Below are 24,400 nucleotides of genomic sequence, written 5' to 3' on the forward strand. Positions count from 1 at the left end.
AAAAAAACTTTATTTATTTTTTTATTATAAAAAAAATATAGGAATTTAAATGATTAAAAATAAAAATATTTTAATTACTGGAGGTAATTCAGGTATAGGTTTTTTTGCCGTTATTAATTTACTGAAGACAAAAAATAATTTATATGTTGTAATAAAAAACGAATTAAGAAAGAATGAATTTCTCAAAAAAATTGAGAAGTTTTTTGATAAAAATTACCTTAGTAAATATTTGAATATTATTGAAAATTGTGATCTTTCAGATCTAGAGAATATTAAAAAAATTAAGGATTACTTTTTTAGTAGAAAGATTTTTTTAGATGTAGTTGTTTTAAATGCAGGATTGCAGTATACGGGTTCTTTTTACCCTAAAGTATCAAAACAAGGGATAGAACTAACTTTTGCGGTAAATCATCTTGCACATTTCTACTTGGTAAATATCCTAAAAGATTTTGTTAGAGATAAAGAAGAATCTAGAATCATTGTTACATCATCAGATGTTCACGACCCCAAAAGTTCAGGGGGCAATATAGGAAAGAAAGCCGGACTTAATAACCTTGTTGATTTCAGAAAAAAAGTAACTGGGCAATTTTTAAATTTTAATGCTGATGAAGCTTATAAAAATAGTAAGTTATGTAATATTTTGTTTGCTAAAGAACTTGAAAAAAAATTAAAAATGTCCTCCAGTAAAATTTCTGTAATTACTTGGGCTCCTGGTCTCGTAATACCAAATGATGATTCGGGTTTTTTTAGATACAGTAAACGTTTTAATCTCTTTGGATATTTAATTTTTTCTAAAGCTTCAAAAAATATTTTAGGAATTTCTGAAAGTATAGAAAATGCTGGAAAGATTCTTTCTAAGATTGTCCTTGATTTAAATTATAATAATATCGGTTTCATACATTTAAGTAATAAACTTATATCTTTTAAAAAACATAAATTAGTTGAAAGTAATGTTAGTTATGAAGCCAATAGTGCTGAATTGGCTTCAAAACTTTGGACTTTAAGTGAAGAGATTTGCGAATCATTTGGCTTTGTTACTTTCAATATTTAAGGTTTGTGTTGGGAATGCAAACTCAATATTATTAACTGCAAATTCCTCAATTATCTTTAAATTTATAGATTGTTGCGCTTCCATTGCGGCAAGATAATTATTGGTTGGTATGTAATAAACAAGTTCGAAATTAAGACTGAAGTCGCCAAAATCTGTGAAATGACATCTATCAAAAGACGCATTTTTTGTCTCTTCAACTATTTTCTTTATTATTATTGGAATCGACTTCATAAGTTTTGGAGAGGTTTCATAAACAACTCCTAATTTATGCACTAACCTTCTTTTTTCCATTTGTGCGTAATTTGAGATTATTCCATTTGTAAGTGCGCTATTGCTCATTACTATTACTTCTCCATTGATACTTCTTATCCTTGAGGATCTTACTCCGACTCTCTCAACCATTCCCAAGACAGCATCAGATTTTATAAACTCACCTTTTTGAAAAGGTTTATCAAGCAAAATTGTTATATATTCAAAAAACTCCTGAACTGGATCTTTCAAAGCTAATCCTGCTCCAATACCCCCTGCACTGAGTAAAGCCCAAATAGCAGTCATTTGAACACCTATATTTTGTAAGAAGAATATTGAACCAATAGTCCATGTCAACGCTTTTATTAAAGGAGTAAGTGAAGATATCATTGAACTGATTGAGGAATCATTAATTTTCGATGTCGATTCTGTCAAAGATCTGATTAAAACTTTGTTTAGAGCTTTTATGATGATTATCAATATAAATAATTTCAGAATATTCAATAAGACAGAGATAAAAGTTATTTCGTCAGCAAAACAAAAGTCAATTGAAAAATAAAATGATAGAAGAAAACCTATAGGTTTAATAATTCCAGAAACGACCTCAAAAATAAAATCATCAAAATTTGTTTTTGTACGTTTGGAGATCTTTTTGAAGAATATTTTTGAAAGTTTAGAAATTATTATCGACAATAAAATTCCAATAAAAAAAATAGATATTGCCAGAAGGAGGTTTTCAGTAACTAATTTCATATTCAAATAAAACTTAACAATTTATCTTTAATAAAATTTTAAATTATCTCTAGATAACAAGCCAGCCTTGATTTCCCTTTATCTAATTATTATATTTCTAATTTCTTTAAATTCTTTTCTATCCGCAGTTTTGCATAATTCAAAAATTATTGATTCTGTTGTTGTTAATATTGCTCCCTTCTGAGTCATTCTCTGTAATGCTATTTCATGATCTGCCCTATTTCGGCTGCTCATAGCATCTGATACGAGAACAACTTCAAATCCTTTTTGTAAACAATCTAAGACTGTTTGTTGAATACAAATATGCGTTTCGATACCACAAACTATCAAATTTTTAATTTCCTTATTTTTAAGTTCTTTTAAAAATTCTTGTATGTTAGCTAAGCTAAATTCCATTTTCTCAATTTTTTTAAATCCATTTTGGGGCAATAATTCAGGGATCGTTGCACCCAATTTGAATGGGTTCTGTTCAGATACAAAAATGTTTTCTTCTAAAATTTGGTAGGCATCTATTAGCTTTTTGATGTTTTTGATTATAGAGTCCTTATTAAATATTGCCCTTATAATTTTTTCTTGAACATCTATTATTAGTAAAGCATTCATTTTTGGTGGTAGTTTTTCAGAAAATTTTTCATGCCCTTCATCATTTGTATTTTAAGATATATTCAACATAGTATTTTGAAGAACTTTAGTAAACATTTTAAACCAAAAAGTTGTTTTACTCTCATCTAAAGTTATTATTGAGAATAGCCGTAGGTTAATTGTTGTCATTATCCTCTCAATACAATGTCATCACATCTCCTCTTGGCGATGGTTTACATAAAGATGGAAAGAGGTTAACTCCCCAAAGGCTTAAAGTTCTTAATTTATTTGAAAATATTGGTTCTGGAAAACATCTTAGTGCTGAAGAGGTTCATGAAAAGTTAGTTAAATCAAGTTCCAAAGTTTCACTCGCAACAATTTATAGAACTTTAAGACTTTTAGTACAAATGGGTTTGCTTCATGAATTAGAACTCAGTGAGGGCGGACACAGATATGAGTTGCTTAGCAACGAAACACCTGATCATCATCATTTAATTTGTATTAGGTGTGGAAGAACAGAAGAGTTCGAAAATGACGAAGTTTTAGAAGCAGGCAAAGTTGCAGCAAAAATTAATGGTTTTAAACTGATTGAATCCTCTTTAAACGTAAGAGCTATATGTCCTAATTGCATTTAGCAGATTTCAACTCAAAGTCTCTCCGCAACTTGTTCCATTCCTCTTTAAACGTAAGAGCTATATGACCTAAATGGATTTAGCAGATTTCAACTTAAAGTCCCTCCGCAACTTGATCCAGCTCCTGCAGTACAAGCAAAACAATGTTCTTTTACAGCCACCCTATAGTCAAAAGTTAATGAGTCATCTAATAGATCAAATAGTGTCTTTGGTCCTTTATTCTCTCGGAAATTTAGCTGTTGATTAAAGTCACAATCATAAATTTCTCCAAGCCAATTTACACTGATAGTTTTTTTACACATAAGATTTTCTAAATTATTTTTATTAAAATTTTCTTTTAGTAATTTGTAATAAGTATTTAGTTTCCCTTCTCTTCTTAGAAATTCTTCATATCTATTTATTGGCATATTAGTTATTGTATACAAGTTATTAAAAACAATATTATATTTTTCATATAGTATTTTTTTATAATCTTGTTCCAATTTTTTCTGAGAAGGAGGGAGAATTGGGCCTACAGGATTGTAAACAAGATTTAATTGCAATCCATTTTCTTTCTTTCCGTAGCCTAAATCATTAAGAATTTTTATAGCATTAATACTTTTTTCAAAAACCCCAAAACCCCTTTGAAAATCAACATTATTTTTTTCGTAACATGGTAGCGAAGCCGTAACTATTACTTTATTCTTTGCAAGAAATTGAGGAAGATCTTCATAACCTTCTTCAAAGAAAATCGTCAAATTACATCTGTCAATAATATCAAGTTGTTTTGTGCTCAAACTAGTTATTAGGTTTTTAAACTCTGGGTGAAGTTCTGGCGCTCCACCGGTAATATCTAAAGTCTTGATTTTATATTTTTCTATTATATTTGGAATAAGAGATATGATTTCATTTGACATCTTTTCTGTCCTTAGGGGACTTGAATTGACGTGACAATGCTTACAAGCCTGGTTGCATTTATAACCTATATTAATTTGCAATGTTTCTATAGGTTCTTTATATATTGAGGGGAATTTTTCTTTCATATATTATTTATAAATTGTCATTCGAAAATTAAAAAGTCAACTATTTTTTTTAAAGTTTGATCTCTTATTAGCAAGTTCAATAAACCAACTTATATATTCTTTAGGACCATTTTTAAAAACTATATCAAACTTTAAGTTGTCATAAATATCACTAATTCCTATTAAACCAGTTTTTTTTGTAGAAGGTCTTTCAACTTCACCAGAACTACTATCCACAAAAATTATTTTATTATTAATACCAAACTCATTACCTAATGTTTTTATAAATTCTAGAAAAGACCTATCACTTCCCCCTCTTAAATAACTTTTCTCATCATTATTTTTTTTTGATGTTACTGTGTCTCCAACTCCTACTATTAAAGGCATATCATCTATGTGAATAGACCTTTTGCATAAATCAATCTTTTCTCTTAAAGATTTTGGGGAATTTCTAAAATTAAAATTATCTCCAAAAGGAGCTTTGCCAGTTTTAGTCTCAATAAATTTATTTAATAGAAATAAAACTCCAGAATCTTTAACTGCTCCTTTTATAAGTAATTGTATGTCTGTTGATCCAATATCATCTTTAGAAGAAAGCTTAATTGTTTCTCTGCCATTTTTATTACCTAAATTTGGTGAAATATGAAGGAAAAATGAGTTTTTGAGTCCTTCGGATTCGGCTTTTAAGATGATTTTATTCATCATTTTTTCAAAACTAATTTGAATAAGCTTTCTTTTTTCAGAATCTTTGTTTACTAAATCAAATAGACTGTTGAAATTAATAGTTGGCGAGAAGCGTGTTTCACATATTGATTTTATTGCGTGAAAATTGATGTCTTCTTGGTTAAGTTCAGGGAAAATATTCTTTACTATTAAATCAAATTTTGGTTTTATTAAACTGGGTACTTTAGAAAGAAAATCCAGTTCTTTTTCTGAAACTCCTTCAAAACTTATTTCACCATCATTGTCTTGATACTCTACTCCACAGGCAGCTAAACCTCTTAAATATAGTTTTTGGTTTTTAGGCTCAGTAGCGCTACCTAAACTCCTTTCTATTATTCTGTTAACCCCTCTTTTACCTTCGTGTTCCCCACAAGTTAATACAAAGAATTCCTCAGCAAATTCTTTTACTGCATAGATATATTTAGATTCTAATTCTCTGGTCATTGGATCTTTAACTAAAGGGATACAAACCCCATCGATGTCTTGAATAAATAATATATTTTTAGAGGAAATTAATTGTTTTTGTACCTTTAAATTACTTGCCATATATTCCATATTTAAAATTCTTTCTTTTTTTATTTAATTATCTATATTTATAAAACTATAAAGTAAAAAATTCAATATATATAATAAATAATTTGCTATGGTCAAAAATTGCTTTAATGTGGAAAGATGTTGGTATTGGTAAGAAATTAAAAAAAATTATAAAGAATCTTCAAAATGCAGAATAATTTCATAGAAAATACAAATGATGAAAAATATTTTTATTCATTGATTGAAAATATAGAGAAGATCAAAGTTGGATTCTACAGTGTTGGTTTATATCCTGCATCATTAGCATACAATTGTGCTATGCATGGAAAATCAAATAATATTCTCTTAGCTCCTAGGGAAAATAGAGATTTGTTAGGTGCTTTCTCAAAAGATGTTCTTTCAGATATGAATAATGAGATTATTGAAAAGATTAAGAGAATGGGACATTATTCTACAGGGGGAAAAAGAAAGTCTTTTGATCTAGAATACCTTCTCTTGAAATGTGAGATAGTTATTCTTGCTTCAAACAGCAATCACATACAAGATGATGTAAAACATGCTTTAGAACTTAGAAAAACTTTAAAAAGAGAAAATGTGGTTCTTGGCTGTCTTGTTGGTTCCTTTTGTATTGATAATAAAAATAAAACCCCTTTTATTCTCTGTAATAAATATCCAAATTTAGCTTTTTTTACGGGATTTCATCGTCATGGAGCCCTAAGAAATCCTAATGATAGTTTTACTGCAAATTTCTGTCATCCTGATGCCCTAACTGCTTTAATAGGAGCGCGCATTTTAAATCAATTGTCGCCTAAGATTCAAGTTTCTCCAGGCGTCCATAATATTGAATGTCAATATATAAAATCAATAAAAAATATCTCATCTATATTTGCAGGTTTTGTAAATAACTTTCATTCCGATAAGCCAGGAATGTTACCTACAATTAATACGATTTTGTTAACTCAATGTTTAGATCAGGCCGCATCAGTTTCACTGCAAGTTAGAAAAGAAAATAAATTAGACAATAAATATCTTTCATTAAAAGAACTTGGATATGGTGAAGAAATAATTAGTGCAAAGGAAATAATTAATGATAAATTTTGTGAAAAAGGAGATTATACTTTTTCTCAATTAAATGCTGTTAAGGCTGATGTTTTAGGGAGCATGACCCTGCCAACTGAAGGAAAACCAACACGGAATTTTCAAGCAGGACAAGTTTTATCAGATATGCTTTTACAACTCAACAGATGTCCAAAAGATGTATCAGAATTCTTGAATTGGTGTGATAAATACTCTCTCAGCCAAGGAGGTTTAGAAGGTCTAAAATCTTTAAAATTTTGGCCAGACATTTATAAAGAATTCAAAATAAAAAATAATAATTGTTCTATGATAAATCTGATTTATTTATGCTTTAATGCAAATTCAGAAGAAAAAAAAGAAATTTATAAAGTTTTAATTAGCTCAGAAGAAATTACTAATTTTTGCCAAGAATCTGTGAAATCTGAATCATCTTTAGAACTAAATGAAAAATTAAAAGGAGATTATATTTTTAATGATATTGAAAACCTTTACAAGAAACTGTTTCTTGACAAAGAGGAAAAAGATCTTAAAAAAAATGAATATAGTAATCAAATTTCAAAAAAAAATCCAAGTTATATCAATGTATTGAAAATTATTAATAATTATTTTAAAAATTGATTATTTATTTAATTTAATAAAAAGCTAAGTTGTTCATTTATTTACTAATCTTGGTTGCGGGGTTAGAATTATTATGGTTTTAAAAGGTTTTTTTGAAAAAGGAATTATCACATCGTTCTCCTGAACTGAAAGCTCTTGGTTGGAATCAAGAAGACTTAACAAGATACGAAGATTTATGGGACTATAGTCAAAGATGGGGATTAATAAATTTAGAAAGAGAAGACAGACAGTTTTTAAAAAAAGCAGAAAAGTTACTCCCAAAGATCCAAAATAAAAAGATATCAATTAAAAAAACTATTGAAGAAAAATCATATTATTTATGGTTAAAATTTTACCTCGATGAAATTAATATTTTTAGTAATTCTAATCTTCCAAAAAATAAACATGGTGTTTGGACACTCTTAATTGAAGAGGAAATAAAACTTCTTAAGGAATTACAACCAGTTATGGGACTTCCAGATACTTTAAAAGCCAAAAATCTATTCGAAAATAGAAAGGAGCTCATAAATAAGGCTTTTAGCGAATTTGACGCTTTAAATAATCATAAGGCCTTCAATTTTGATGAGGTCTTAAATAACTCTGAAAAAGATGTTGGTAAGAATTGGAAATCAATTACTGAAAAAGATCCTGAGGCTAATAAAACTTTTCCAATAATTGAATCTGCAAATATTGAGAAACTGAGATCTGTGATAAAAGAGGATTTGAGTTTATATATGAAAGATAATTACCCCTCATTAAAAAAGGATTTATAAATATTTATCTTTTTTTTGTTTTTTTTTTGGACTTTTCTAAGTTAAATAGATAATAGGATTATTTAAAAAATTTTGAGCAACCAAAAGTTCGAGACACTTCAGTTACATGCAGGCCAAGTTCCTGATCCAACTACAAATTCTAGAGCAGTACCCATTTATCAAACTAGTTCCTATGTCTTTGATAATGCAGAGCATGGAGCGAACCTTTTTGGGTTAAAAGAATTTGGAAATATTTATACTCGACTTATGAACCCCACCACAGATGTCTTCGAAAAAAGAATGGCAGCTTTAGAGGGAGGAATGGCAGCACTTGCAACATCCTCAGGACAAGCTGCTCAATTCTTGGCAATCGTGAACTGCATGACAGCAGGGGATAATTTTGTCTCTACATCTTTTCTATATGGTGGTACCTATAATCAATTTAAAGTACAATTTCCAAGATTAGGAATAGAAGTTAAATTTGCAGACGGTGATAGTATCGATAGTTTTAGAAATAAAATTGATGATAAAACCAAAGCAATATATGTCGAATCAATGGGGAATCCTCGGTTCAACATTCCAGATTTTGATGGACTTTCTGCTTTGGCGAAGGAAAATGGAATTCCTTTAATAGTTGATAATACTCTTGGGGCTGGAGGTGCTTTAATAAGACCAATTGATTTTGGAGCCGATGTTGTTGTAGAAAGTGCAACGAAATGGATCGGTGGACATGGAACAAGTATAGGAGGGGTTATTGTTGATGCCGGAACGTTTGATTGGGGAAATGGCAAATTCCCACTAATGAGTGAGCCAAGCGCTGCTTATCATGGACTCGTTCATTGGGATGCTTTTGGTTTCGGTAGTGATATCTGCAAATCTTTGGGAGTACCTGATAATAGAAATATAGCTTTTGCGTTAAGAGCAAGACTTGAATGCCTGAGAGACTGGGGATCAGCTCAAAGTCCTTTTAATTCGTTTTTGTTATTGCAGGGTCTGGAAACACTAAGCTTAAGAATAGAAAGACAAACTTCTAATGCTCTTGAATTAGCAAAATGGTTGGATTCTAATTCCAATGTAAGTAGTGTTAATTACCCAGGCCTAGAATCTGATCCATATTACTCAAGTGCCAAAAAATATACTACTGGAAGGGGAATGGGTTGCATGCTTATGTTCTCTCTTAATGGGGGTTATGAAAATGCAGTAAAATTTATTGATTCCTTAAAATTAGCGAGTCACCTTGCTAATGTGGGGGATTCAAAAACATTAGTAATTCATCCGGCTTCAACAACTCATCAGCAATTATCTGAAGAAGAACAATTATCTGCAGGTGTTACCCCCACGATGGTAAGAGTTTCTGTAGGAATTGAGCATATTGATGATATAAAAGCAGATTTCGAACAAGCACTTTCACAAATTACATAGGAAAGGAGATTTATTGGCTTTAATAATTCCTAGCAACTATCACAAGATTAGTGATGTTGAGAAAAACCATATATCTTGGATCGAACCAGAATTGGCAAAAAGACAGGATATACGTCCTCTTAGGATTGGTATTTTAAATATCATGCCTCTTGGCAAGCAGTATGAATTTAACTTACTACATCCACTTGGTTTATCTCCTCTTCAAATTGAGCCAGTTTGGATAAAGCTTGAAACTCACTCTTATAAAACATGGGACCTTAATCATCTAAATAATCTATACATAACTTGGGAAGAAGCAAATAATCCAGATCCGTTAGATGGAGTCATTATTACTGGAGCACCTATTGAGCACCTAGCCTTTGAGGAGGTTAAATATTGGGATGAATTTGTGAAAATTGTAAATGAAGCCAGAAACTCTTGTGCAAGTACTCTTGGATTATGTTGGGCGGGATTTGCGCTGGCTTATTTGGCAGGGGTTGATAAGCAAGTTTTTGATAAGAAATTATTTGGGGTATTCCCTTTAAAAAGTCTTGTTCCTGGACACCCTTTGATGGGTACACAAGATGATGAATTTATATGTCCTCAAAGTAGATTTGCGGGATTACCAGATTTGGAAATGGAGAAGGCCCAAAAAGAAGGGAAATTGAATTTGTTAGCTTATGGAGAAAACGTCGGATATACAATATTTGAATCTAAAGATCAAAAACAACTTATGCATTTAGGCCATCCTGAATATACAGTGCACAGAATTATTAGTGAAATTGAGAGAGACAAAGAAAAGGGAGATGTTCCTCCTCCTAAAAATTTTGATCTAAATAGTTCAAAAACCGCTTGGAGATCTCATAGGAATTTGCTTTTTCAGCAATGGCTTTGGTTTTGTTATCAACAAGTTAGTCTTAATTAACTTGTTAATGGGCGCTTTCTATACCTCCTAGTCTTTCAAATAAGTTAAGACTTTCTTTATTCAATCCTACAATTTCAACTTTAGAACCACCATTCTGGAATTTTCTAATAATTTGCTCAAGAGCAACAACGCCACTTTGATCCCAAATATGTGCTAAAGACATATCAATTACAATATTTTCAGGATGTTCATGAATATCAAATCCTTGTAAAAAATAAATTTTACTTACAAAAAACAATTGTCCTTTTACTTTGTAGGTAGTCAAATTATTTTCTTTAGCTCTTGAAACAGTTATAACTTTTGCGACTTTTCTGCTGAAAAGAATTGCTGCTAATGCAACTCCTGCAATAACTCCAAGTGCAAGATTATGAGGTTTTGTAAGCATTGTAACTGCAAAAGTCATAAGCATTACTGCAGTATCACTTTTAGGTATCTTTCTAATATTTTTAAATCCATTTATATCTGCTGTACTTATTGCGATTGTTATCATGATTGCTACTAAAGCAGCCATTGGTATTGCTCCAATCCAAGACTTCAATAGGATAATCATAATTAGTAAAGATATACCTGAGGAGAGGGTTGATAATCTGGATTTGCCACCATTTTCTGTATTCATTACAGATTGCCCAACTAAAGCACATCCTGCCATGCCTCCAAATAAAGATGCCACAATATTTGCGATTCCTTGTCCTCTTGCTTCTTTATTTTTATTAGAACTTGTGTCAGTTACATCGTCTAAAATATCTTGAGTTAAAAAGGTTTCCATTAAACCCACGAGTGATATTGCAAGTGAAGTCGGTAAAATTATCCCAAATGTTTCAAGACTAAAAGGTACTTTCCCATTTTCTATTGATCCAAAAGGAAGAGAAATACTTGGTAATCCATCAGGTAATTTACCTAAATCGCTAACTGTTGGGACATCTAGATTAAAGAATATGCTTATAAGAGTAATTGCTACTATTGCGATAAGTTGAGATGGGACTACTTTTGTGATTTTTGGAAGCCCATAAATAATTACCAATCCTAGGATTACAAGAATCCAAACTACTAGAATCTGAGAATTAACTGGATATTGACTTATAGTTTGTTCAACTAATCCTTTTGATTCTTTAATACCTATTCCTAACTGAGGTAGTTGTGCTTGAAATATTAAAAGTGCCAGTGCATTTACAAATCCACTTAATACTCCTGTTGGCACGAATCGCATTTGGTAAGCAAGTCTTAAATATCCCCAAAGAATCTGGAATATTCCAGTTAATATTCCAGCTGCAATAAGATATGAGACTCCTAATCCAGGAGCTTGTGATTCTCCAAAAGAAACAAGTCCTGTCATTAAAAGAGCAGTTGAACCTGTGGCTGAAGTGATCATCCCCCTTCTTCCTCCAACAATCGCAATTGTTATAGATAAGCAAAATGCACCAAAAAGGCCAACTTTAGGATCTACACCAGCTATACCTGAAAAAGCAATTGCTTCTGGGATCATTGCAAAAGCAACAACTAAGCCAGAGAGAATATTTGACTTTGGATCATCTAACCAATTTTTAGATAAATATCTTGAGAAATTTGACATTTTAAGTTTCTTTATAATTAAGAAGTTACCTTATAAAGGTGGCAAAATACCTTGTGGGTCGAAAATATTCTTTAAATTTTTTAATTCATTCATTCTATTTCCAAAGGCTAATGTGATCTCTTCTTCATGAGAATTCAAATGATTATGCAATTGGGCTAAGTGAATATTTGGATAAAACCTTTTTAGCTTACTCCACGATTTATAAATCCATTCTAAAGCGACTTCTTTTTCTTGAAGATCATTTTTTTTCCACGATGCATATATCCATGGTTTCCAAGTACTTTTTCTATGAACAAAAAAGCTTGAGCCATGATTTAACTTTTTAGTCTTGCAACCTAATTGTTGAGAAGCAATATAACAGGAATTATTAGGTTTATTTTTTATTATTTCACTCAAACATTTTATGAAAATTGGGATATCATTTTTTAAATCTTCTCCAAGAAGACTAATTACCTCAGAATGGTTATTTGAATTCAGCTCATATAAATTCAATTCCTTTGGAAAAAAATTAATTTTATTAAAGTTCTCATAAAATTGTTTTTCTAAAGCGGGAAATTTGTCTAGAAGCATTAAGTATTCTTCTGTTCTTTTATCCTCTAAATTATTTTTGAGTTCAGCAAAAATATATATATAAATTTTTTGGGCATAAATCCATTGAAGACTAATATTTTCTGGAAATTCCTCTGATAGTTTTATTATTTCTGAAAGTTCATTTAGATTTACAAATCCTTCAATAACCTTTATTGGATTAGATTGGATAGTCTTAAGTTCAATTTCGGTAATAATTGAGAAGAAGGGTGCAGCGCCTTTAATTGCTTCCCAAATCAATTGCTCTTCTGGATTTATTTGATTTTTTTTTAAAGAGATAAATGTGCCATTTCCCAAGAAACCCTTTATTGATTCAATATTATCAATGGCTAACCCGTAGGCTCTACTGAGCGGGCTTACTCCGCCTGTAAGTATATAGCCTGCTCCAGGGAGTTTAGAAAGTCCGATTGGAAAACTTCGATTATGTTTTTGTAAATGATTTACTAGATCGCCCATTATTACTCCACCTCCAATTGTTACTAAATTGGTTTTTTTATCTAGGTGAATTTTGCTGTGATTTTTTCTTAGATCAAGAGTTGTAAAACCATTTTTTGCACAGCTTGAGGTTGTGCCTCCACTACATACGCAAAGATGCTCGAATTTTTCATTAGAATAGTTATCTTTATTAAATAAGGAGTTATCAAAGTCATAAATTAAATTCTTTAATTTTGCATCCTTTGAGTTGATATTTGGAACTTCAAGCAAATTATTTTTCACTACATGATATTGTTCTTTACTATTATGGTATAAGTAATAACTTGATTTTGGATAATTTGAATTCGAAGTTTAATAATCAAGTCGCGATACTTATCTGTGGACACGGGAGTAGAAATAAACTAGCCATTACTGAATTTCAAGAATTAACTAAGTTCATACAAAAAAGATATCCAAACCTTTTAGTTGAATATGGTTTTTTGGAATTCGCTAAACCTTCACTTGTTGATGCTCTAGACAAGTTGAGAGATCTTTCTATAAAAAAAGTAATTGCAATACCCGCAATGCTTTTCGCTGCTGGCCATGTAAAAAATGATATACCTAGTTTGCTTATGAATTATTCAAGTAAAACAGGTATTGAAATTATTTATGGAAGAGAATTAGGTATTAATAATTTAATGATTAGTGCAGCTTGTGAAAGGGTTAAAGATGTATTTAAACAAAATAATACTCTCAAACCTGAAGAATCATTATTAGTTGTTGTTGGTAGAGGTTCTTCTGACCCAGATGCAAATTCCAATGTTTCAAAAATTACGAGAATGATCGTAGAAGGTATTGGTTTAGGGTGGGGGGAAACAGTTTTTTCTGGAGTAACTTTCCCTCTTGTTGAACCTGGCTTGAAAAATGTTGTGAGACTTGGTTATAAAAATGTAATTATTTTCCCTTATTTCCTTTTCTCAGGTGTCCTTGTCACAAGAATAAAAAGGCAAAGTGATTTAGTTGCGATTAATAATCCAAATATTTCATTCATACATGCAAAATATCTTTCATCACAGTCTTATGTGGTCGATACTTTTGTAGAAAGGATTGAAGAGATTCTTAATAACGAAGGTAATAATTTTATGAATTGCTCAACTTGTAAATATAGATCAAATTTATTTGGCTTTGAAAAAGAAGTTGGAATGTTACAAGAAAGTCATCATGATCATGTAGAGGGCTTGGGGATCAGCTGTGATTTATGTGATCCTGAATGTAATGGTGCTTGTGAAATACAAAATCAAATCCCAACTCATAACCAAGAAAAATTAAACTCAGTAGTAGGTGATTACTTAGAACATGAACATGTAGAGGCTCATCAAAATGAACATGATCACCATCACCATAACCATAATATTTATCCAAACTCAAAACACCCTTTAGGACCTGTCACGCTTCGCTTGCCTAATAAAGACTAAATCTTAAGAAAACCCGTTGAAAATCAATGAATCAACTGTCTCTTTCTCGGCTTGGTCTTAATAGACTCAGTATATATAAGTATTCCTAATATAAAATCTTGAAAGTATTTTGAGCTTGATTTTCCACAATTTACAGGTTGTTTTCCACGTCCAAATCCACATTGGATTAGAACTGCCAGTATTTTTCAAAAAAAACAGGACTTCAACATTATTGTTGACTTTTCTTTGAGATCTATTCAATTTCCTTATTTAAAAAGGAAGTTTTTTAAAAATATACTTATAACATGAGTCTCATTTGATAATTTGAAAAGTTTTCTAGCAGATAATTTTTGATTTTTTTAGAAAAAAATATCATTATGGTTATGAAGAAAAATATAAATTTATGGATCAAATCAGCCAATCAAATTTAACTGATAAAAAGCTTGTCGAGTGCTCTTCAAATAAAGTCTCTTTAGAAACAGAGCTTTCAGAAACTCTTTATAACACTATGAAAGATTTCGTATTAAGTAACCCAACTTGGGACCAATATAAGCTTATAAATTCAGCATTAGCTACTTTTCTCGTTCAAAACGGATGTACAGATAATTCTGTCTCAGAAATTTATTTAAATCAATTATTTACACCTTCTAAGTCTTTTTAATATTTAAACAGGCTCTTCTACTCAAAGCCATCATTGTAAGTGTGGGGCTTTGCCAAGATGATGTGGGCCAGCATGCTCCATCTAGAACAAGTACATTCTTGCATCTCCATAATCGATTAAATTTATCAACTACGCTGTTTTCTTCATTCATCCCCATTGGTGCCCCCCCTACTTCATGAATGTAATATCCAGGAGGAGGAGGACTATCTGAAAATGCGATCAATTTTTTTGTTAATAAACTTCCTAATGGGATATTCATTAGTTCATTAATATTTTTTATTTCTCCATTTGCAGCTGTGATTGATTTTACTATTGTTTTTTCCATATGTTTAGCCATATTTAACTCATTTTCGCTCCATTCGAATTCAATGTAGGGAATTGGGATACCCCATTCATCTGTTTTTCTTGAGAGAGAAACTGAGTTTTTCTCTCTAGGTAGGACTTCGCCATGAGCTATAAGAAAGCCAATGGATGTATTTGTGTCTTTTTGCAAAAATTTAGGTATCCCTAATCGATCAATTGCCCCCCATATTCCATAACCTCTATGGAAATTTATGTCGTCAATTTTTGGTAAATTTGAACCGAATGGAATAAAGAAGCTGCCTGCACCAGAAAGATCGGGATTGATGTCTAATGGTTTTCCTGAGTTTTTTGTTTTTGGAACTGAAAAAAATCTACAGATAGATATATGGTCCATAAGGTATTTACCTAATTTCCCAGAATTATCTTTAAAACCTGAGCAATTTGATTTATATTCTGAGTTCAGTAGTATTCTGAGTGTTGAAATTGTTGATGCGCAAAGAAGAATTAAGTCACAATTCAATACTTCTTTGTGTCCATTTTCTAAGTTTACGATCGTTAGTTTTGATGCAAGTTCTGTTATCTTGTTAATCTCAAAAGATTCCACTAGGTGATTTGAAATTATTTGAACATTCCCAGTATCTAAAGCTTTTTTTAAAGTGCTACCTATACTAGATGATCTCGGCCATTTTTTATCTTTTACTGATGAATTACGGTCAAATCCTCTTGATTGTATAAATGGATAGTTTAATTTTGATTTAACTTTGCTGCCAAAAATATTTTCATTTTCTGTAAGAGGTATTTCACCAATATATTTACCGTTTGGGACTTCTTTAATGTCATCTTTTCGTCCATAGATGCCACAGAAATTTTCAATGAAATCATAGTGAGGGGACAATTCATCGTATGAAATAGGCCAGTTTGGTCCGAATCCGTCTTTTTTAGCAGGATGAAAATCTTCTGAGGAAAGTCTTAATGTTATACCTCCCCACGTTAATGATCTCCCCCCAAATTGTTTACCTTGGGTCCAAAGAAATGGCTTTTTTGGGGGGGAGTCATAAGGATGCTTCAATTCATTTGAATATAAGTCAGGATTATTTTTCCAATAACCAGGATGTTGGCATTGATTTGCATGTTTTTTTGTTAAAACTCCTGATAATCTTTTTAATGTACTTTTAGGCTCATGATTACTAGCTTCATGCCTTTTAACTTGAGGCCCTGCTTCTATTACTAAAACTTTTACCCCTTGCTCTGCCAATGTAAGTGCTGCTATTCCACCTGTAGCTCCAGAACCAACAACAATTGCATCATAAGGACTTATATCCAAAACCTAGTTCGTGATTTGTTATTTCAATAAATATAGCATTCAGTAAATAATAAATTTTTAGATTTCAGCTTAAGAAGTTAGAATTTATTGAAATACTACTCAAAAAATGAGATTTATAATTTTAACTGTTTTAATGATTGTTTTAACTCTCCCTTCTAGAAGCTTCGCTGCATTGGATTATGGTAAACAATCATTAATAGGTGCTGATTTTTCTGGATCTGATTTAAAAGGGGCAACTTTCTATTTGACCGATTTACAAGATGCAAATTTATCAGATTGCGAGCTTCAAAATGCTACTCTTTATGGTGCAAAATTGAAAGATACTAATTTAAGTAACTCCAATTTAAGAGAAGTAACTTTAGACTCAGCTATTTTAGATGGAACAGATTTATCAAATACTAACTTAGAGGATTCATTCGCTTATAGTACACAATTTGAAAATGTAAAAATCCAAGGCGCAGACTTCACGAATGTTTTTTTGCCAAAAGATATTGTTAGGAAATTTTGTGAAAATGCCTCAGGCACTAATCCAATTACAAATAGGAATACCAGAGAAACTCTAGAGTGCGATAATATCTAAATTTATGCACATACAAGTTCTTTTTTAATGTTTCTTTGTTTATAAAGTGTTCTTCCAACAGGCCAACCTAAAGTTGATAAATGTCTCATTAAATAACTTGAATATTTATAAGAGAGATTTTCTGAATATTTGATGCCAAGTTCTTTTAAGATGTTTGTTAACAAAATAAGATCTTTCTTATTGCCTTTTTTCATATCCAATAATATTAATGGATCACTTGATATTCTTTTTCTCAGAACCTCATTATTTTCAGCAAAACCAACTTTAAGTGAATTAAATTTATCAGAATAAAGAGTATAAATTATTCCATCTTTGAATTTATCTGAAGAAGTATCTACACTAATCCTTGATGATTTTAATGTTTTGTATCCTTTTATGATTTTTCTCTTATTCATAATTATTTGATTTCATTTTGGGCGATTTCGTATTTTTCTAATAGATTATTTACTTCTGCTAGTGCGATCCTCTTTTGACAAGCTGAGTCATATCTATTGATTGCTACTGAAGGTATCGAACCTTTACTTTTCATTTCCCTTATTCCTGTTTCTAAACACTGAAAAGCAACACTCGATAGATCTCGACCCTCGGCTGCAGCCCAAACCTTCAAAAGATAAGTAAGATTTGATGGAACTGAGATTTGTACTTTGTTTGAATTCGAAGTGTTTAATGCAATATCATCGAGACTAATTTCTTTCAAGGAAATAGTTTCTTTTACTTTTTTCTTCAAAGTTCTTACTTGGCTTATAGCGTCCTCTTTATTTTTAAGTTTTTGTTCTATTTCAAATAACTCTTCTTCAGAATTAATTAAAACTTCTAATGCCCACTTAGCATCATCTTTGGCAATAGAAGTACTATCAAGCCATTCATCTCTTAATTTTGACCAATTACTAGGCATGAGTTTTATAGGATAACTATAGAATAGATTAATCTGAATAGAATGTCTATATATTCTATTTAGAGTGTAATCAGATTTTAAAAGTTTTTATTTGGTTGTTCTTAATAGAATCTTTAATATTAGAAATAATGTTATTTACAATTTAAAACTTCATAAAATCTATGAAGAATGTTTTTGAGGTAATCTATTCTTATTTTTCCGGCAATTTAATAAGATTTATCAGATAATTCAGTTCTTATTTGTATTTGTTTTTCGTTTATTAAATTGAAAAGTTTCTGAGCTTTTAATTTCTTTCAATAAGTTCAATTTTATATCCATCCGGATCTTCAATAAAAGCTAAGACCGTAGTACTGTTTTTCATTATTTTAGGCTTTGTTGTTACTTTACAACCATTGTTTTCTAATCTTTGGCAAATAAGATGAATATCTTTTACTCCAATAGCTATATGACCATACTTATCTCCAAGCTCATAGTCATCCGACTTTTTATTCCAGTTATGAGTTAATTCAATTACTGTGTTGTCTTTTTCTGGACCGTAGCCAACAAATGCCAAAGTGAATTTTCCATGAGGATAATCCTTTTTTCTTAATAATTTCATTCCTAATCTATTTACGTAGAAATCAATGGATTTATCTAAATCACCAACTCTCAACATTGTATGTAGGATACGCATCTTAAGTTATGAACCTTAATCAATTATCTAATATTCAAAAGCTATATGCCAAAGTTGATATTTTGAGCCTAAGTATTTAATTAGTAAAGAAAAAATAGGTTAAAATGTAAATAATAAATCTAGGATATATTGAATCAGATATTTCAGAGACTCACATCTGCATTTATGTATACTCTGCCCTTAAAGGCATCAATACCTTTTGGATATTATTTATTTTATAAATATTCTTTTTTAAAAATACTGTTATTTCTAACTTTCCCAGTAGCAATAATTGAAAAATCATTACCTTTTGGAGGTTTTTTATTATTTATAATTTTGTTTGCTGGATTAGCAAGAAATCCAAAGGTTCCATATTTCGTTAGATATAACGTATGTCAAGCATTACTTATTGATATAGCTTTGATAATAATTTCATATCTTCTAAGAATATTTCCAATAGTTGAATTAGGCTCAATTATTTTTATATTAATATTTTGTATTTTTATTTATTCTATTTCTCAATGCATTTTTGGGGTTGAACCTGAAATACCCTTGATTAGTAAATCTGTAAGAATGCAAATTTAAATAGGATTTATAGTTTTAATTATTTCTTTCAGCACTCATTCAGAATAGATTCCCATCTTTGTTGACTCGCTCTTATTGATTGCATTGGTGGATTAGAACCCTCTATTTCAAAAGCCTTAATTAATGATTTATTAGCTAATAATCCTAGTCTTGCAGCCTCTCTTTGCCTGGAACATACTTTCTTTCTTGATCCCTCTTTTAGACTGTTTTCGATTTCTTTAAGAATCTGGCTAGCTTCATTCGATTTAGAATAAAAGTCATTCATATAAACATCAAGTGCTGTTTCAGCAATAATTTCTACTGGAGAGATGATTGTGACTAGGCACACTATAAAACTTACAAATACAAATATTTTCATAAGAAATTTAAGTAAATTTTTTGTCAGATCTTTTTAATACTAAATAAAAGGTAAGAACGCTTATTGTTCCAGATGGACCTATTAAAATATGCCAAAATTGATTGCCACTAATTGAGAGATTTGTTCCAAAGAAAGTTGTAAAAAAAATACCAAATATTGGATAAAGGATAAAGAGCCAATCTTTAAAAACTCTTTGCCAATTTATTATTAGAAAAATACTTATGATTATTTGAAAAAGAAGAGCAATTGTTTTATTAAATAAAATATATGAGATTATTGAACATAAAGAAATGCAAAAGTTAGTTGTTTGAATAAATTTATTTTTTATGACTGAAATGGATAAACATGTTAGGCCTAAAGATAAGAAAGAATAAAATAACCAATTAAACAAAGAGGAATGATCTACATAAATCCAGGATGTTTGTGTATGATCAATCATTTCAGCAATCGAAGCTAATCCTAAAAAAATAAAACCGAAAGGTATCAATTTGTGCTTACTTATATGTTTAAATTTAGTGAACGATCTAATTCCCAATAATATTGGGATAATTGCCGCTTGCAAATGGGCCAATAGTAAAATAAAAAAAAACAAAATAAATTCTCAAACTTAATTCATCTAAAATTCAAATAAAAAATAACTTTCAAGTTATCTTAGTAGAGAAAGATACCATTGCCCGATCACTACAATTAATATTGTAAGAACAAAAGGGAAAGCAGGATATCTTGTTTGGAAATTAGCTGGTGGCCAAGGCGACCAAGATATTAATCTTCCTTCAGGTTCCTTTGGAATAAACTTCTTTTTCGATTTTTTTGATTTTAAATTATCTGTGGCGAATCCTTTACTCATTACTAAATAAAATCTATTTTAACAAGATCCCAATAAAAGGGCGTTTATATAATCCGTATGACTTTAAATTACTTTTTAATAGAACGGAGGGGGTGTTATTAAATTTTTGTCCATAAGGGACAACATAGTACTGATAGCAACAACTTTCTCAAGAAAAGATAAATCTTCACCCAACATTTCACCCAACACTTTTTTAAGCAAAAATTTGTTGTTTTTTATCTAATTAAGAGGGTGCCATTTTCTTTTAACCATTTCTTATGCTCTTTATAAGAAGGATCAAACTTTTCAACTTCATGCCAAAACTTCGGTGAATGATTCGATTGGACCATATGACAAAGTTCATGAATAACGACATAGTCAACAATTGAATGTGGTGCTTTTATAAGGTGCCAATTAAAGGTTAATCTTCCTTTTTTATCGCAAGAACCCCATCTTGATTTATAGTTTTTGACTTTTATTTCTCTAGGAGAGACCCTAATAATTTCTGAATACTTAATGACTTTATCTTCCAATCTTTTGTATGCCTCTTGGATATACCATTTTTCGATATAAGTTTTAATTCTAAATTTTCTTACATCACCTTTTTCCGACGCTCGTACATTTGTAGAAAGATAATCACCATCTAATTTAGTTCCAACTCTTCCTCCTTCTACAACTTTTAACTTTAAATTCTTACCAAAAAGAGAAAAAGATTCGCCACTAACAAATTCTCTTTCTTTACTTTTTGGTCTGCTTTGTAATTGAACTACTTTATTTCTGATCCATCTTTTTTTGGTTTCTAAAATTTCTGCAATTTTTCCATCTCTTACTCTATTTGGGACTCTTATTTGAAGTTCATCTCCAATAATATGGAGTGCTGAGGTTTTTCTTTTGGATCGAAGAACTTCTACTTTTAATCCAAATAACTCCTTTGGAATTGCACTCATTTGAATTTCACCCTTGCAAGTTCCATAAATCTCTCAATAACTATTTTCCTAAGATCAGGATCATCAAATTCATCTTCAATCATTGCTCTTCTTATATTTCTCTGCATTGTTTTTATCTCATCTTGCTTTAAGAAGAAACCCACAATCTTTGATGATTCTTCAAATTGATTTACCAGTTTTTTAACTAGAGATAATATTCTTTCGTGAACTTCATCAGAGAAAGTTTCTTCTCCAAAAGATTTAACTACTTCGGCATTCAAAATATTGTAAAAAGCAAATTCAGTTTCATTTAATCCAAGATCTTTTGCTTTCTCACCTTTTTCTTTTTCTAAACCATCTCTAAAAAGTAAAAGTTGACGAACAAGTTCATCCCACTTCTCCTCATAATTTCCAATTATTTCGTTTAATCGTAAAGATAAAGATTGATAGTATTCTGGGTCATCATCAATTTTGAGTTTTATATGTGCCTTAATTGCATGTTCAATTTCTGATGCTTTAACTTCATCACCTTTTATCTCATCAATAGTATTAATAAACGATTCATCAAATAATTTCGTTGGAGGAACACGAGGATCAATTCCTGATGCAAAAACATGATCTTCGATTAATTTCTTAACTTTCTCACCAGAACCAAGAATATTTAATTGCTCATCTCGATATCTATTTCTTGCGCCAATTGCAATTTTCCCAAGCGATTTTAAATCTTTAATAAAAGGAGATGCTGCTTTATCGGGAAGAACAATTTCCATTTGTTTTGAGAAACTTCTAAAGTCAATTTCAAACTGCTGACGTTTTAAATCATCTTTCAAAAGTGAGATGCATTTTTCTAAATCTGAAATTTCAACATCTTTAAAATGATTTATCACTCTTGTATGTGTTGCCTCTAGTTTCGGAATCTCATCAGTTAAATTTCTCAGTGCACCTTTAACATCAGTTGCAGAGAAAACTTCCAATGCTTCTTTTAGATAATCCGTTAATCCATAGTAATCAACTATATAACCGATAAATTTCTTTGCCTTTGTTCGATTAACTCTTGCAATTGCCTGTAATAGAGAATGATCAGTTAATTTTCGATCTAGGTACATTACCTGACAAATAGGAGCATCAAATCCTGTAAGTAACATATCTTTTACGATCAAGATTGATAAAGAACTTTCAATTAATGGTTTCTTGAAATTCTCAATTGCTTTTTGATGCTCAGTTTTATTTGTCCATTGCATCATCTCAGGCGGATCATTATGATCTCCAGAAATAATTACAGCAGAATCAGGTGCATCAGGTATTTCATCTAATTTCTTTTTATAAGTAACTGCTGCTTCTCTACTAGAAGTCACAATCATAACTTTGAATCCGTTTGGCATTATCTTTTCTCGATAGTGTTCAACAAGATCAAGAGCAACCCATTCGATTCTTTTAGGTGCCTCTAAAACTGCACGTTCAGTTCCATACTTCTTCTTTATTGCATTCTTTTCTTCAGGAGTTTTATCTTTAAAATATCTTTCAAATAATGCATCTAAAGAATCACCAGTAACTTTGGTGATTGCTTCTCTTCCTTCATAAAGTATTTGTAAAGTTGCCCCATCTGCAACTGCTTGTTCAATAGTGTATTGATCAATATATGCTCCAAATTCATTAACTGTTTTTTGTGATGAAATTAAGGGTGTTCCTGTAAATGCAATCTTTGGTGCATTAGGCAATGCAGTATTAATAGCAGCACCTAAAGTTCCATATTGAGTCCTATGTGCCTCATCAGTTAAAACTATTATGCGATCTGAATCATTTAAACAAGAGAAATCCAAATCATCCTCTTCAAGTTTCTGAATAGTTGAAGTAACTAAATCTGATGAATCTTTGCGAAGTAATTCTTTTAATTCAGAAACAGATTTTGCATTTAAAACAGTTTCTCCTTGCGCTCCTCTAAATGTATTTGTGAGTTGCTTATCAAGTTGTGTTCTATCGGTAAGGAAAACTAATTTGTAATCACTTAATAAAGGATCTCGTCTTATTTTTTGGGTAAGAAAAACCATAGTTAATGACTTACCTGATCCTTGCGTATGCCAAATAACTCCTCCTTTTTGTTTTCGATCTCCTGCGGTTTTCAATCTTGAAATTGTCTTTTGAACTGCTCTAAATTGTTGATATCGTGAAATCTTTTTAATTTTTCTACCATCTTCTACTTCAAAGATCGTGAAGTTCTGAATAATATCTAAAAACTGTTGAGGTTTTAGTAAACCTTCAATAAGAATTTGTTGTGAATTTGGATTTTCTCCTATTGTAATTTTTTCTGTAGGGAAAGGATCTTTCCATTCCAAATAATATTCATAGGATGATGAAATTGTTCCAACTCTTGCGCCATCTCTGTGAGTTGAAATCATTACTTGGTTGTAATGAAATAGTTTCTGACATCCTTCATTATTTTCTGGATTTCTTAAATTTGCATAACGCAATAATTGATTAATTCCTGCCTCCATTGGATCAGTTATATATGGAGATTTACATTCGATAACTCCTAGAGGTAACCCATTAACAAAAAGAATAATATCAGGAATTATATTTTGTATTGGACCTTTAATCTTAAATTGATTAACGCAAAGGAATTCATTTTTTTGAATATTTTCAAAGTCGATTAATTTAACGGTTTGTCCTCTACGACCTTTACCAAGATCTTGTTCAACAGAAAAATATTGAGTTAATCGTTCCCATAACCATTGATTTGCCTCCATCAATGTAGAGGTTTGAATCACTGTGATATCACGAACAATCTTTCGCAGATTTTCTTCACTAATCCAAGGATTAATTCGTTTTATTGATTGCTCAAGATTTGGAGTAAGAACTACTTCTTTAAGAGATGAACGAATATCTGAAGTATCAGAAGCAAGATCTTTCCCATCTTTATAAAACCATCCAATTTTTTGGAGTTGATCCAGCGCTGGTTTTTCAACGTAAACGAATTCAGGTTGAGGCAT

25 protein-coding genes are annotated in these 24,400 nt (G+C 30.7%); 10 read left to right on the forward strand and 15 right to left on the reverse strand.

Annotated features, from left to right (window positions below; all coding sequences use genetic code 11):
- The first annotated feature begins 49 nt into the window (after positions 1 to 49).
- Positions 50 to 1,051 (forward strand): SDR family NAD(P)-dependent oxidoreductase, encoded by a 1,002-nt coding sequence (locus EU95_RS03340; protein ID WP_032522417.1) that lies wholly within the window; start codon positions 50 to 52, stop codon positions 1,049 to 1,051.
- Here the strand turns inward: EU95_RS03340 and EU95_RS03335 are convergent.
- Together EU95_RS03335 and EU95_RS03330 are read right to left on the reverse strand one after the other, a co-directional pair.
- The gene (locus tag EU95_RS03335; RefSeq protein WP_032522418.1) at positions 1,022 to 2,053 is read right to left on the reverse strand and encodes a mechanosensitive ion channel family protein; all 1,032 of its coding nucleotides are present in this window, start codon (positions 2,051 to 2,053) and stop codon (positions 1,022 to 1,024) included. The genes EU95_RS03340 and EU95_RS03335 overlap by 30 nt on opposite strands.
- A 78-nt stretch (positions 2,054 to 2,131) precedes the next feature.
- On the reverse strand, positions 2,132 to 2,656 hold the full coding sequence (locus EU95_RS03330; protein WP_052046862.1) for a hydrolase: 525 nt from the start codon (positions 2,654 to 2,656) through the stop codon (positions 2,132 to 2,134).
- A 161-nt stretch (positions 2,657 to 2,817) separates the two neighbouring features.
- On the opposite strand from EU95_RS03330, the gene EU95_RS03325 reads away from it, so the two are divergent.
- Entirely contained in the window at positions 2,818 to 3,270 is a 453-nt protein-coding gene (locus tag EU95_RS03325; protein ID WP_032522419.1) for a Fur family transcriptional regulator, read from the forward strand.
- An 86-nt stretch (positions 3,271 to 3,356) separates the two neighbouring features.
- Here the strand turns inward: EU95_RS03325 and arsS are convergent, their stop codons facing one another.
- Positions 3,357 to 4,289, reverse strand: a complete 933-nt coding sequence (gene arsS, locus EU95_RS03320; RefSeq protein ID WP_032522420.1) for an arsenosugar biosynthesis radical SAM (seleno)protein ArsS — start codon at positions 4,287 to 4,289, stop codon at positions 3,357 to 3,359.
- Between the two features lie 36 nt (positions 4,290 to 4,325).
- A complete protein-coding gene (gene stpA / locus EU95_RS03315) occupies positions 4,326 to 5,546 on the reverse strand; it encodes a glucosylglycerol 3-phosphatase (protein WP_032522421.1) in 1,221 nt (406 codons plus the stop codon).
- Between the two features lie 165 nt (positions 5,547 to 5,711).
- Here stpA and EU95_RS03310 point away from each other — a divergent pair, with 165 nt between their 5' ends.
- The 4 genes from EU95_RS03310 (at position 5,712) to EU95_RS03295 (ending at position 10,277) form a co-directional block, all read left to right on the forward strand.
- Positions 5,712 to 7,220, forward strand: a complete 1,509-nt coding sequence (locus EU95_RS03310) for a hypothetical protein (RefSeq protein WP_032522422.1) — start codon at positions 5,712 to 5,714, stop codon at positions 7,218 to 7,220.
- 92 nt (positions 7,221 to 7,312) lie between these two features.
- The gene (locus tag EU95_RS03305; RefSeq protein WP_032522423.1) at positions 7,313 to 7,972 is read left to right on the forward strand and encodes a hypothetical protein; all 660 of its coding nucleotides are present in this window, start codon (positions 7,313 to 7,315) and stop codon (positions 7,970 to 7,972) included.
- A gap of 72 nt (positions 7,973 to 8,044) precedes the next feature.
- Positions 8,045 to 9,373: an O-acetylhomoserine aminocarboxypropyltransferase/cysteine synthase family protein gene (locus tag EU95_RS03300; RefSeq protein WP_032522424.1), complete on the forward strand. Its 1,329-nt coding sequence runs from the start codon at positions 8,045 to 8,047 to the stop codon at positions 9,371 to 9,373.
- Positions 9,374 to 9,386: 13 nt separating this feature from the next.
- Positions 9,387 to 10,277, forward strand: coding sequence for a homoserine O-succinyltransferase (locus EU95_RS03295; RefSeq protein WP_032522425.1), 891 nt, complete (start codon positions 9,387 to 9,389; stop codon positions 10,275 to 10,277).
- Positions 10,278 to 10,281: 4 nt separating this feature from the next.
- Here EU95_RS03295 and EU95_RS03290 read toward each other — a convergent pair whose 3' ends face one another.
- Positions 10,282 to 11,847, reverse strand: a complete 1,566-nt coding sequence (locus EU95_RS03290; RefSeq protein WP_032522426.1) for a SulP family inorganic anion transporter — start codon at positions 11,845 to 11,847, stop codon at positions 10,282 to 10,284.
- A 30-nt stretch (positions 11,848 to 11,877) separates the two neighbouring features.
- Positions 11,878 to 13,152, reverse strand: coding sequence for an FAD-binding protein (locus EU95_RS03285; RefSeq protein WP_032522427.1), 1,275 nt, complete (start codon positions 13,150 to 13,152; stop codon positions 11,878 to 11,880).
- On the opposite strand from EU95_RS03285, the gene EU95_RS0109025 reads away from it, so the two are divergent.
- Both EU95_RS0109025 and EU95_RS03280 read left to right on the forward strand, forming a co-directional pair.
- A complete protein-coding gene (locus tag EU95_RS0109025; protein ID WP_032522428.1) occupies positions 13,125 to 14,324 on the forward strand; it encodes a sirohydrochlorin chelatase in 1,200 nt (399 codons plus the stop codon). The genes EU95_RS03285 and EU95_RS0109025 overlap by 28 nt on opposite strands.
- Before the next feature lie 382 nt (positions 14,325 to 14,706).
- A complete protein-coding gene (locus EU95_RS03280; protein ID WP_025900388.1) occupies positions 14,707 to 14,964 on the forward strand; it encodes a DUF2811 domain-containing protein in 258 nt (85 codons plus the stop codon).
- Here EU95_RS03280 and EU95_RS03275 read toward each other — a convergent pair.
- The gene (locus EU95_RS03275; protein WP_032522429.1) at positions 14,951 to 16,591 is read right to left on the reverse strand and encodes a GMC oxidoreductase; all 1,641 of its coding nucleotides are present in this window, start codon (positions 16,589 to 16,591) and stop codon (positions 14,951 to 14,953) included. The genes EU95_RS03280 and EU95_RS03275 overlap by 14 nt on opposite strands.
- 106 nt (positions 16,592 to 16,697) lie before the next feature.
- On the opposite strand from EU95_RS03275, the gene EU95_RS03270 reads away from it, so the two are divergent.
- Positions 16,698 to 17,171 (forward strand): pentapeptide repeat-containing protein, encoded by a 474-nt coding sequence (locus EU95_RS03270; RefSeq protein ID WP_032522430.1) that lies wholly within the window; start codon positions 16,698 to 16,700, stop codon positions 17,169 to 17,171.
- A gap of 2 nt (positions 17,172 to 17,173) precedes the next feature.
- On the opposite strand, the gene EU95_RS03265 is transcribed toward EU95_RS03270, so the two are convergent.
- The 3 genes from EU95_RS03265 to gloA all read right to left on the reverse strand — a co-directional run bounded on the left by EU95_RS03265 (position 17,174) and on the right by gloA (position 18,739).
- Complete coding sequence (locus EU95_RS03265) at positions 17,174 to 17,566, reverse strand: hypothetical protein (RefSeq protein ID WP_032522431.1); 393 nt, start codon at positions 17,564 to 17,566, stop codon at positions 17,174 to 17,176.
- A gap of 2 nt (positions 17,567 to 17,568) precedes the next feature.
- Positions 17,569 to 18,066, reverse strand: coding sequence for a VHS domain-containing protein (locus EU95_RS03260; protein WP_032522432.1), 498 nt, complete (start codon positions 18,064 to 18,066; stop codon positions 17,569 to 17,571).
- A gap of 283 nt (positions 18,067 to 18,349) precedes the next feature.
- Entirely contained in the window at positions 18,350 to 18,739 is a 390-nt protein-coding gene (gloA, locus tag EU95_RS03255; RefSeq protein WP_032522433.1) for a lactoylglutathione lyase, read from the reverse strand.
- Positions 18,740 to 18,868: 129 nt separating this feature from the next.
- On the opposite strand from gloA, the gene EU95_RS03250 reads away from it, so the two are divergent.
- Positions 18,869 to 19,303, forward strand: coding sequence for a Tic20 family protein (locus tag EU95_RS03250; RefSeq protein ID WP_032522434.1), 435 nt, complete (start codon positions 18,869 to 18,871; stop codon positions 19,301 to 19,303).
- A gap of 28 nt (positions 19,304 to 19,331) precedes the next feature.
- On the opposite strand, the gene EU95_RS03245 is transcribed toward EU95_RS03250, so the two are convergent.
- From EU95_RS03245 to EU95_RS03225, 5 genes are all read right to left on the reverse strand, one after another.
- Positions 19,332 to 19,661: a hypothetical protein gene (locus EU95_RS03245; protein WP_032522435.1), complete on the reverse strand. Its 330-nt coding sequence runs from the start codon at positions 19,659 to 19,661 to the stop codon at positions 19,332 to 19,334.
- A gap of 7 nt (positions 19,662 to 19,668) precedes the next feature.
- Positions 19,669 to 20,253 (reverse strand): hypothetical protein, encoded by a 585-nt coding sequence (locus tag EU95_RS03240; RefSeq protein WP_032522436.1) that lies wholly within the window; start codon positions 20,251 to 20,253, stop codon positions 19,669 to 19,671.
- Positions 20,254 to 20,307: 54 nt separating this feature from the next.
- The gene (locus EU95_RS03235; protein WP_032522437.1) at positions 20,308 to 20,508 is read right to left on the reverse strand and encodes a hypothetical protein; all 201 of its coding nucleotides are present in this window, start codon (positions 20,506 to 20,508) and stop codon (positions 20,308 to 20,310) included.
- A gap of 215 nt (positions 20,509 to 20,723) precedes the next feature.
- Complete coding sequence (locus EU95_RS03230; RefSeq protein WP_032522438.1) at positions 20,724 to 21,434, reverse strand: M48 family metallopeptidase; 711 nt, start codon at positions 21,432 to 21,434, stop codon at positions 20,724 to 20,726.
- The gene (locus tag EU95_RS03225) at positions 21,431 to 24,400 is read right to left on the reverse strand and encodes a type I restriction endonuclease subunit R (RefSeq protein WP_032522439.1); all 2,970 of its coding nucleotides are present in this window, start codon (positions 24,398 to 24,400) and stop codon (positions 21,431 to 21,433) included. Before EU95_RS03225 ends, EU95_RS03230 begins: the two co-directional genes overlap by 4 nt.

It is taken from the genome of Prochlorococcus marinus str. MIT 9201, from assembly GCF_000759955.1.
Lineage (GTDB): Bacteria > Cyanobacteriota > Cyanobacteriia > PCC-6307 > Cyanobiaceae > Prochlorococcus_A > Prochlorococcus_A marinus_G.